Consider the following 9,992-nt stretch of genomic DNA (forward strand, 5'->3'; position numbering starts at 1 on the left):
TCCATTGGCCCGACGCCTGGAGCCGCTGCAGCGGGGATGGCAGGAAGGCGCCGCGCGCTGGCGCGCGCTGCCCTCGCGCGATCGCCTCGCCATCGGGGCGGCTGCATTGCTGGTGGTGCTGGCCTTCCTCTGGCTGGCGCTGACGAAGCCGGCGCTCGATGCCGTCGCCCGCTGGCAGCAGGAGCTGCCGAAGCTGCGCGCGCAGTCGGCCGAGCTCGACCGATTGCTTGTGGGCGTACGCGGCAGTGGTGTCGCAGGCCCGAGCGAATCGCCGCAAGCCGGGCTGGACCGTGCCGGCCTGCAGGGGTTCTACCGGCTGCAGGTCGTCGTATCCGACGCGCCCGCGGCCACTGGCAGCGCGCCGCCCGCGAAGGCATGGCGCATCGAATTCGACAAGCCCGTCGAGGCGGCGCTGGTCTTTCCATGGCTGACGGCGGTATCCGCGCGCAGCGACATCGAAATCATCGGCGCCGCGCTCGACAGGGCGGACGGCGCCGCCGCCGCGACAGGCAGCCCGCAAGGGCTGGTGCGCGGCGTGGTGGACCTGCAGTCCACGCAACACTACAAGGACGGCCCGTGACACGAGAGCGAAAGGGCGCAGCGATGCGCCGATGGACGGTGGCGTGCTGCATCGGGCTGTGCGGCTTCGCGACAGGCGCCGCGACCTCCGCGCCGCCGCCGCCGGCCGGTCGCGCGGCATCGGCAGCAATGCCGCAGGCAGCGAGCGCCGGCAGGGACGAGAAGGTGGTGCTCAACTTCGTCGACGCCGACATCGCTTCGGTGGTTTCGGCGCTGGCCCGCTTCCTGGGCCGCACCTTCCTCTTCGATCCGCGCGTGAAGGGACAGATCACGCTGGTTTCCGAAGGCGAGGTGTCGTCCTCGACGGCCTACGGCATGCTTTCGTCGGCGCTGCGCATGCGCGGTTTCGCGATCGTCGACGTGGGCGAGGTGAGCCGCGTCGTGCCGGTGGCCGACGCGAAGCTGCAGGGCGGCTCGGTCAACGCGCGCAATGCCGGCGGCGGCATGGCGACGCGCACCTTCCGCCTGAACTACGAGAACGCCGAGGCGATGGTGCCGGTGCTCAAGCCGCTGGTCGCGGCCGAGAACAGCATCGCGGCCTATCCGGCGAACAACACGCTGGTGGTGACCGACTACATCGAGAACCTCGAGCGCCTGGCCCGCATCATCGAGAGCATCGACACGCCGACCTCGCTCGACTCGGAGGTCATCAAGCTGCGCAACGGCGTTGCCGTGGACATCGCGGGGCTCGCTACCGAACTGCTCGAGGGCAGCGGCGAGAAGGGCCGGCGCGACATCGTGGTGCTGGCCGATCCGCGCTCCAACAGCATCGTGATCCGCTCCAGCAGCCCGGGGCGCACCTCGCTCGCGCGCGAACTGGTCGCCAAGCTGGAGAACGCGCAGAGCGATCCGGGCAACCTGCACGTGGTCTACCTGCGCAACGCACAGGCCGCGTATCTCGCGGGCGTGCTGCGAGGCCTGCTGACGGGCGAGTCGCTCGACACGGCGGCCACGGGCGGCGGCTCGGTGCGCGCGGCGCTCGGCTCGGGCGGCATGCTCGGCGGCGCGGGAGCCGCCGGAGGTGCGAACGGAAACAGCGGCACGGGCAGCAACAGCTCGACGAACCGCGGTACCGGCACGGGGTCGGGCACGGGCGGCAACGCAGGCTCCGGCAGCAGCCTGCGCGGCGGTGCGCTCTCGACCGGCGGGACGGGGGGCGGCACAGCGGGCGCCGCCGGCAACGGCAGCGGCACTGCCTTCTCGGCCGGCGGCGTGACGGTGCAGGCCGACGCCACCACCAACACGCTGATCATCGCGGCGCCCGAGCCCATGTACCGCAGCCTGCGCCGCGTGATCGACACGCTCGACCAGCGGCGCGCACAGGTGCTGGTGGAGAGCCTGATCGTCGAGGTGACCGAGCGCGACGCATCGGAGCTGGGCATCCAGTGGATGGCCGGCGGCGGCAACGGGCGCGGCGTGCGCGGAGGCACCAACTTCGGCGCGGCCACGCTGAACCCCAACGCGCGCAACACCATCGAGGCGATGCCCCGGGGCCTGAACATCGGCATCGTCGACGGCACCGTCAACCTGCCGGGCGTGGGCGAGATCCTCAACCTCAAGCTGCTGGCGCGCGCGCTGCAGGCCAAGGACGGGGCGAACATCCTGTCCACGCCCAACATCCTCACGCTGGACAACGAGGCCGCTTCGATCATGGTGGGCAAGACCGTGCCCTTCGTGAGCGGGCAGTACATCACCAACGGCAACAGCAGCACCAACCCGTTCCAGACGATCCAGCGCGAGGACATCGGGCTGAAGCTCAACATCCGGCCGCAGATTTCCGAGGGCGGCACGGTCAAGCTCGACATCTACCAGGAGGTTTCGTCCATCGACGAGCAGACCTCGGGCGCGGCCGGCATCGTCACCAACAAGCGCGCGCTGGACACCAGCATCCTGGTGGACGACGGGCAGATCATGGTGCTCGGCGGCCTGATGGAAGACAGCGTGACCAACGGCACCGAGGCCGTGCCCGGCCTGGGCTCGGTGCCGGTGCTGGGCAACCTCTTTCGCTACGACAAGAAGCAGCGGGTCAAGACGAACCTGATGGTGTTCCTGCGGCCCTACGTGATTCGCGACGCCGCCGCCGGCCGGGGCCTCACGCTCGACCGCTACAACTTCATGCGCACGCAGCAGGGCCGCGCGCGCCCGGTGCCGCGCGGACTGCTGCCCGACGTGGGCGGCCCCGCGCTGCCGCCGGCGGATGTGCCGACGGCGGGCCGCGCCGCCGAGGTCGACCTGCGACCGCAGAGCTGGGACCGCACGCGCGAGCAGACGCCTCCGCCCACCGCGTCCGCGAGCGAGGTACGCCAGGCGCCGGCCGAGCTGGCGCCGCCGCCGCCGGTGCTGCGCTCGCAGCTGCCGGCGGGCGTGACGCTGGACTCCGACCCCGCCGCGCTGTTCGGTGGCGCCAACGACAAGGTCGCCGTGGTGCAGATCGCCGACGTGAAGGCCGAGCAGGATGCAGTGAACATCGTCAAGCGGGTGCGCATCAGCGGCATCGGCGCCTACATCGTGGGTGGGCCGGGCGGAGAGGGAAACCTGGTGCGGGCCGATGTGCCGCGCGATCCGAAGGCCGTGGACAACGCCATCGCCGTGCTGCGCGAGCTCGGCTACCGGCCGGAGTTGGTGAGCTCCCCGTGACGACCGCTGTCGGCACCGTGCTGCCGCACGCCTGGGCCCGCAGCCAGCGCGTCGTCGCGCAGCCGGCGAGCGACGATGGAACCGAGGCCGCCTGCATCGTCGTGTGCCCGCGCACGCCGGGCTGGGCCGTGGCCGAGGCGCGCCGCATGCTCGGCGGCCTGCCGCTGCGGCAGGTCGACGAGGCCGCAATGGATGCCCTGCTGGCCCGCAGCTACGCCGACACCGGCGATGCCGCCTCGGTGGTCGGCGCCGTCGAACAGCAGGTCGACCTCGACCGCCTGATGCAGGACATGCCCGCCGTCACCGACCTGCTCGACGCGCAGGACGACGCGCCCGTCATCCGCATGATCAACGCCCTGCTCGCGCAGGCGGCGCGCGACGGCGCGAGCGACATCCACCTGGAGTCCTTCGAGACGCACTCGGTGGTGCGCTTCCGCGTCGACGGCACGCTGCGCGACGTGGTGGCGCCGCGAAGGGCGCTGCATGCGGCGCTGATCTCGCGCATCAAGATCATGTCGCAGCTCGACATCGCCGAGAAGCGGCTGCCGCAGGACGGGCGCATCACGCTGCGCGTGGGCGGCCGGCCGATCGACGTGCGTGTTTCAACCGTGCCCACCGCGCACGGAGAGCGCGCGGTGCTGCGCCTGCTCGAGAAGGACGCGGGCCGCCTGCGGCTCGAACGGCTGGGCATGGCGAGCGATACGCTGGCCGAGCTCACGCGGCTCGTGCGGCAGCCGCACGGCATCGTGCTCGTCACCGGGCCCACCGGCAGCGGCAAGACCACCACGCTGTATGCGGCGCTGGGCCAGCTCGACCTGGGCACCAGCAACATCCTCACGGTGGAAGACCCGGTGGAATACGACCTGCCCGGCATCGGCCAGATACCGGTGCACGGCAAGATCGGCATGACCTTCGGCGCCGCGTTGCGCGCGGCGCTGCGGCAGGACCCTGACAACATCATGATCGGCGAGATCCGCGACCTCGAGACCGCGCAGATCGCGGTGCAGTCGTCGCTCACCGGGCACGGCGTGCTGGCCTCGCTGCACACCAACGACGCGGTCTCGGCCGTCACGCGCATGAGCGACATGGGCATCGAGCCCTTCCTGCTGTCGTCTTCGCTGCTCGGCGTGCTGGCGCAGCGGCTCGTGCGCTGCCTTTGCCCGGCATGCAAGATCCCGCGGCAGCAGCCCGACGGCAGCGTCGTTTACGCGCCGGTGGGCTGCGCGGCATGCGGCCATTCGGGCTTCAAGGGGCGTACCGGCATCCACGAGCTGTTCGTGGTGCATGACGACATCCGCAGGCTCATCCACGAAGGAGGCGACGAGCAGGCCATGCGAGCGGCCGCCGTCAGGCACGGCATGCGCTCCATGCGCGAAGACGGCCAGCGCTGGGTGCGCGAGGGCGTGACCACCGCCGAGGAAATCATGCGCGTCACGCGCGACGCCTGAGCACGCGCGAGGGCAACGACATGGCACGCTTCGAATACGAGGCCGCGAGCGCCAGCGGCGAGCTCCAGCGGGGCAGCACCGAAGGCGAATCGGCGCGCTCGGTGCGCGCGCAGCTGCGCGAGCGCGGCCTCACGCCGCTCGACGTTCGCGAGAAAGCCGCGAGTGGCGGCGCGCTCGCGTGGCTCAACCCGCGGCTGGGCGCGGCCGATTTGTGCTGGGCCACGCGCGAGCTCGCGAGCCTGCTCGGCGCGCGGCTCACGCTCGAGGCCGCGCTGGTCGCGACCATCGAGCAGGCCGAGCGCAAGCACGTGGCCGAGTCGCTGAGCGCCGTGTGCGACAGCGTGCGCGCGGGCATGCGGCTGGCCGATGCGCTGGGCGACCGCCCGCGCGACTTCCCGCAGATCTACCGTGCGCTGGTGAGTGCCGGCGAGGACTCGGGCGACCTCGCGCACGTGATGGAGCGGCTCGCCGACTACCTCGAGAACCGCGACAACCTGCGCGGCAAGGTGCTCACGGCCTTCATCTATCCGGCCATCGTCGGCTTCGTGTCGCTGTGCATCGTCGTCTTCCTGCTGGGCTACGTCGTGCCGCAGGTGGTCGGCGCATTCGCGCAGGCGCGCCAGGAGCTGCCGGCCATCACCCGCGCGATGCTGGCTGCGAGCGCCTTCGTGCGCGAATGGGGATGGCTCACCGCAGGCGCGATAGCGGGCGCGTGGACGCTGGGGCGCATCTCGCTGCGCGACGCGGCGCGCAAGCTGCGATGGCACGCGCTGCTCTTGCGCGCACCCTTGATGGGCCGCTTCGCGCTGGGCGTGGACACAGCGCGCTTCGCCTCCACGCTGTCGATACTGATGGATGCGGGCGTACCGCTGCTGCGCGCACTGGAGGCCGCGCGGCAGACGCTGGACAACGAATGGATCAAGCAATGCGTGCTCGAAGCCACTGGCCGCGTGAAGGAGGGCACGCCGCTCGCCGCGGCGCTCAAGGCCCAGAAAATCTTTCCGTCGAACCTCGTTCACCTGGTGGCCAGCGGCGAGAAGACGGGTGCGCTGGCGGCGATGTTCGAGCGTGCGTCGTTAAATCTTTCGCGTGACCTCGAACGCCGCGCGATGCGCCTCACGACCATGCTCGAACCCTTGATGATCCTTGCGATGGGCGGTGTCGTGATGCTCATCGTGCTCGCCGTGCTGATGCCCATCATGGAGATCAACCAGATGGTGCGCTGAGCCCTTCGCGGGCCTCTTGTTCGGGAGTTTTTCCCTCTGTGTTCCCGAGTTTGTTTCGGCCTCCTGTCACCTCCGGAAAAGAAGATCAATGACGTCGCCAGAGGGGCGGCACAGGTAGCGAAGAGGCAGGTGTTCATGAAGAAACAGGCCTGTCTCTGGCAGCTCAATTCTTATTGGTCAATGCAAAGGAGTTTCCCAATGCGTGCAATGTTCAAGCCGGTCGCGATGGCGACCGTGATGGTGGCGGGTCTTCTGGCTGCTGGTGCAGCTTCGGCCCAGATCGCAGTCGGTGGCGGCGCAACCCTGCCCGAGCCGCTGTACAAGGACCTGCTGCCCAGCGGCGTCGGCCAGACCAACTACAGCTACACCGGCACCGGCAGCGGCGCCGGCAAGAAGGCTTTCCTGCTGAACAACGCGCAAGCCACCGCCGGCAGCGAGTTCCGCGACGAGAGCCAGGCTGCCCGCCCGATCTGGTCGACCACGCAGTCGGTGCACTTCGCCGGCAGCGACTCCGCCCTGACGGCCGCCGAGCGCGACGCCTACAAGGTTGCCCACATCGAATCGTCGCCCGGCGTTCCGGTGACCGGTGCAGCCGCCTGGGGCCCGCTGATCCAGATCCCGGCCGTCGGTGCCGCCGTTCTGGTTCCCTACAAGAGCTCGACCACCAGCGCCGTGACGAACCTGGACGTGTCGGACGCGAAGATGTGCGCCGTTTTCTCGAAGACCGCCGGTGGCCGTACCTGGGGTGAACTGCTCGGCACGACCGACACCACGCCGATCCAGGTCGTCTATCGCAACGAGACCAGCGGCACGACCGAACTGCTGTCGCGCTACCTCGTGGCTGCATGCCCGGGCAGCGGCTTCGTCGTCTCCAACAACTTCCGCACGGTCGTCGCCGGCGCCATCCCGGCCGGCACGCCGCAGCCGCGCCTGTCCACCGCTCCTGCCGACCCCGCAACCGACGCCATCTGGTTCTTCGCCGAAGGCAACGGCGGCGTGGCTGGCTCGTTCGGCACGGCTGGCCGCATCGGCTACCTGAGCCCGGACCCGGCCTACAACCCCAGCAACAACACGCTGGTCGCGAAGGTCAACGGCTTCCTGCCGGTCTCCGCCTCGATCAAGACGGCCCTGGGCAGCCAGTCGCTGCCCATCGGCGGCGCTTCGACCGATCCGCTCGCATGGGTTCCCGCCTATGTGAAGCCCCCGGTCTCGGGCACCGGCGCCAGCTACCCGATCTTCGGCACCACCAACCTGCTGGTGAACCAGTGCTACAAGGATCCGGCAGTCACGACCAAGGTCCGTTCGTTCCTGACCCGCCTGCTCGCCCCGAGCTCGCTGATCGCCACGCACGGCTTCGTCTCGCTGCCTGACGGCACCAGCGGCACCCAGAACTGGAGGTCGACCATCATCTCCACGTTCCTGACCTCGACCAGCGCCCAGGCCATCGGCAACACGAACGTCTGCAACGGCATCGGCCGTCCGGTGACCAACTGATCGCCATCTGATCGCGTGTCCTTCCGCGGCCGTCGCAGCAAGGTGCTGCCGGCTGCGGGATTGCCCCGGGGAAACCGGTTGCGCGCATGCGCGGCCAGGACCTCGGGGCTTTCTCGTGTGCACGCGACCGACCGTGGAAATGCGATGCCAGGACCCAGTTTTGCAATGTCACGCGAAAGTCACCACCGAGAGATAACGTTGTCCGGGTTGACCGAGGGGCTCTGTGTATCGGCCAGCGAACGCGGCAACCCAGGAGCATGTGCGCCCACCCGGTATGAGAGTGAATTCGGCATCGGTCGGTGTCATGGCACTGGCGTGGTGTCTCGCGGGTGGATGCGTATCTCTCGTCACGTGCGCCGTGCATGCGCAGCAGGCGAATGCGGCAGCCCCGGCGCCGGCGGCACGCATCGAATTCGACATTGCCCCGCAGCGGCTGGGAGACGCCATCGCCGCCTACAGCAAGGCGACGGGGCTGGACATATTGATCGACGGCATTCATGCGCAACGCCTCTCGGCAGCGGTGCGCGGCACGTTCACCGCCATGGAGGCTCTGGAGGCAATGCTGGTCGGCACGGGATTGGAGGCGCGCCATGCGAGCGCGACGTCGGTGGTGATCCGTGCATCGCGCATGGCAGGTGGAATGGCTGCGCCTTCCTTGCCGGAAGCCGAAGGCATGGAGGAATCGGGGTTCAAGGAGGGGGAAGTCTTGCATCAGTCCTACGCCGCCCAGGTCCAGAGGGCCCTGAACAGCACCCTGTGCGGTTCGACGCAGACGCGTCCGGGCAGCTACCGCCTGGCGCTGCAGCTGCACCTGGACACGCGCGGCGTGGTGGATCGCTTTCGCCTGTTGAGCACGACGGGCGTTTCCGATCGCGACGCCGCCATACAGATCCGGCTGCGCGGCATGGCCGTCGGCAGTCCGCCTCCGCCCTCGCTGCCGCAGCCGCTGGTCATCCTGATGCTGCCGGAGGGGCCCGGTGCGTGGTCCGATTGCGAGTCGGTCGGTGGCGACGCGGGTGGGCGCATCCAATGAGCGACGGCATCTCGTCCACGCTGCGCGCGCGCATGGTCGCGCGTTATGTCGAGCTGCGCAGCAAGCTCGAACGCATCGTCGGCTCGCGCGACGACGCGGCCGATGCGATGCAGGAAACCTGGCTGCGGCTGTCCACGATGAGCTCCGCCGCAGGCGATGGCGGTACGGTGAACAATGCCGACGCCTACCTGCTGCGCATGGCCGCGAACATCGCCATCGACAGCTACCGGCACGACAACGTGCTGCTGGTGCACGGCGAGATCGATGAACTGGTGCACATCGTGGACGAGGCGGGCGATCCCGAGCGCATTGCCAGCGCGCGCAGCGACGTGCGGGCCCTGAGCCGGGTGCTGGGGCGCATGCCCGCGCGGCGCCGGGCGATCCTTGTGGCGGCGCGCGTCGAGGGCCAGCTCAATGACGAGATCGCCCGGCGTCTCGACGTGTCGCTGAGCACGGTCGAGAAGGAACTGCGCGCCGCGCTGGAGTTCTGCAAGAAGCATTTGCCGGAAGTGGAGGCCGCCCAGCGCGGCCACTTTGCCGGTCCGAGAAAATACTGATGAGCGCCATGTCTTCCCCAGATCCCGAATCCCTGCTTCAACGCCAGGCCGAAGCCTGGTGGGTGCGGCTGCATTCGGGCCGGGCCACCCGGGCGGACGCCGAGGCATTCCGCGCCTGGGCGACTCACAGCGCGGCGCATGCGAAGGCCTGGCGCGAGGTGATGCGCACATGGTCGGCCCTCGATCCGCTGCTGGCCGAAGAGGCCGCGCGCCAGGCATCGCGCGCCAAGGCGTTCTCCTGGTCCGGCTTTTCGGCAGCCTTGCACTCTCCCGGGCGCAGGGCTTTCCTCGGCGGTGCGGTCGCGGCTTCGGTGGCCGCGGGCGTGGTGGCGGTTCATCCGCCGCTCGGTCTCTGGCCTTCGATCGGTGAACTCACGGCGGACTACCGTACCGTCACCGGCGAGCAGCGGCAGGTGGCGCTGGCGCAAGGAGTCAGCGTGCGCATGAACACGCAGACGCTCATCAACCGTATCGGCGCGGGCCCGAATCCGCGCGGCATCTCGCTGGTGGAGGGCGAGGCGGAGGTCGTGGCGAACGGCGCGGGCGAGTTCCTCGTCGAGACCGGCGGCGGCCGGCTGCTGGCCCGCGCGGCGAGATTCAACATCCGCCATACCGGGCCGCAGGTCTGCGTGACCTGCCTCGACGGCCGCGTGACGGTGTGGGTCAACGGCGAGCAGCGCTCGCTCGAGGCAGGGCGCCAGGTGACCTACGACAAGGCGGGCCTGCAGGAGGTCGTGCGCGCGGACGAGGCCAGCGTGAGCACCTGGCAGACGGGCGTGCTGTCCTTCGACCGCATGCCCCTCGCGGAAGTGATCGACGAGATCAACCGCTACCGCCCCGGCAAGGTCTTCCTGCGCAACGAGGAACTGGGCCGCACGCTGGTGCGGATGCAGCTGAACCTGCGCAGCATCGACAACGCCCCGGTGATGATCCGCGAACTCTACGGCGCGCAGATGCGCAGCCTGCCGGGTGGCATCGTGGTGCTGAGCTAGCCGATGCGAAATTAATTTACGGGTTG

Annotated in this window: 8 protein-coding genes; all 8 read left to right on the top strand. The window is 69.6% G+C overall.

Going from position 1 to position 9,992, the window contains the following annotated elements:
* The first annotated feature begins 4 nt into the window (after nt 1–4).
* Complete coding sequence (gene gspM / locus SFB74_RS06765) at nt 5–580, top strand: type II secretion system protein GspM (protein ID WP_432730002.1); 576 nt, start codon at nt 5–7, stop codon at nt 578–580.
* Nucleotides 577–3,216, top strand: a complete 2,640-nt coding sequence (gene gspD, locus SFB74_RS06770) for a type II secretion system secretin GspD (protein ID WP_432730003.1) — start codon at nt 577–579, stop codon at nt 3,214–3,216. The genes gspM and gspD overlap by 4 nt, the downstream gene beginning before the upstream one ends.
* On the top strand, nt 3,213–4,664 hold the full coding sequence (gspE, locus tag SFB74_RS06775; RefSeq protein WP_432730004.1) for a type II secretion system ATPase GspE: 1,452 nt from the start codon (nt 3,213–3,215) through the stop codon (nt 4,662–4,664). Before gspD ends, gspE begins: the two co-directional genes overlap by 4 nt.
* 20 nt (nt 4,665–4,684) lie before the next feature.
* Nucleotides 4,685–5,890 carry a type II secretion system inner membrane protein GspF gene (gene gspF / locus SFB74_RS06780; RefSeq protein ID WP_432730005.1) on the top strand — a complete coding sequence of 402 codons (1,206 nt, stop codon included), beginning with the start codon at nt 4,685–4,687 and terminating at the stop codon, nt 5,888–5,890.
* Between the two features lie 198 nt (nt 5,891–6,088).
* Entirely contained in the window at nt 6,089–7,384 is a 1,296-nt protein-coding gene (locus SFB74_RS06785; RefSeq protein WP_432730006.1) for a substrate-binding domain-containing protein, read from the top strand.
* A gap of 358 nt (nt 7,385–7,742) precedes the next feature.
* Nucleotides 7,743–8,417, top strand: a complete 675-nt coding sequence (locus SFB74_RS06790) for an STN domain-containing protein (protein WP_432730008.1) — start codon at nt 7,743–7,745, stop codon at nt 8,415–8,417.
* Nucleotides 8,414–8,974, top strand: coding sequence for an RNA polymerase sigma factor (locus SFB74_RS06795; RefSeq protein WP_432730009.1), 561 nt, complete (start codon nt 8,414–8,416; stop codon nt 8,972–8,974). Before SFB74_RS06790 ends, SFB74_RS06795 begins: the two co-directional genes overlap by 4 nt.
* A gap of 8 nt (nt 8,975–8,982) precedes the next feature.
* Nucleotides 8,983–9,966: a FecR family protein gene (locus SFB74_RS06800; protein WP_432730010.1), complete on the top strand. Its 984-nt coding sequence runs from the start codon at nt 8,983–8,985 to the stop codon at nt 9,964–9,966.
* Nucleotides 9,967–9,992: the final 26 nt, after the last annotated feature.

It is taken from the genome of Variovorax xiamenensis, from assembly GCF_050916385.1.
Lineage (GTDB): Bacteria > Pseudomonadota > Gammaproteobacteria > Burkholderiales > Burkholderiaceae_C > Variovorax.

Bases quoted from the DNA above. Each gene is read 5' to 3' on its own strand.
- SFB74_RS06800 (WP_432730010.1), top strand. From the start codon at position 8,983: ATGTCTTCCCCAGATCCCGAATCCCTGCTTCAACGCCAGGCCGAAGCC.
- SFB74_RS06785 (WP_432730006.1), top strand. From the start codon at position 6,089: ATGCGTGCAATGTTCAAGCCGGTCGCGATGGCGACCGTGATGGTGGCG.
- SFB74_RS06795 (WP_432730009.1), top strand. From the start codon at position 8,414: ATGAGCGACGGCATCTCGTCCACGCTGCGCGCGCGCATGGTCGCGCGT.
- gspF (WP_432730005.1), top strand. From the start codon at position 4,685: ATGGCACGCTTCGAATACGAGGCCGCGAGCGCCAGCGGCGAGCTCCAG.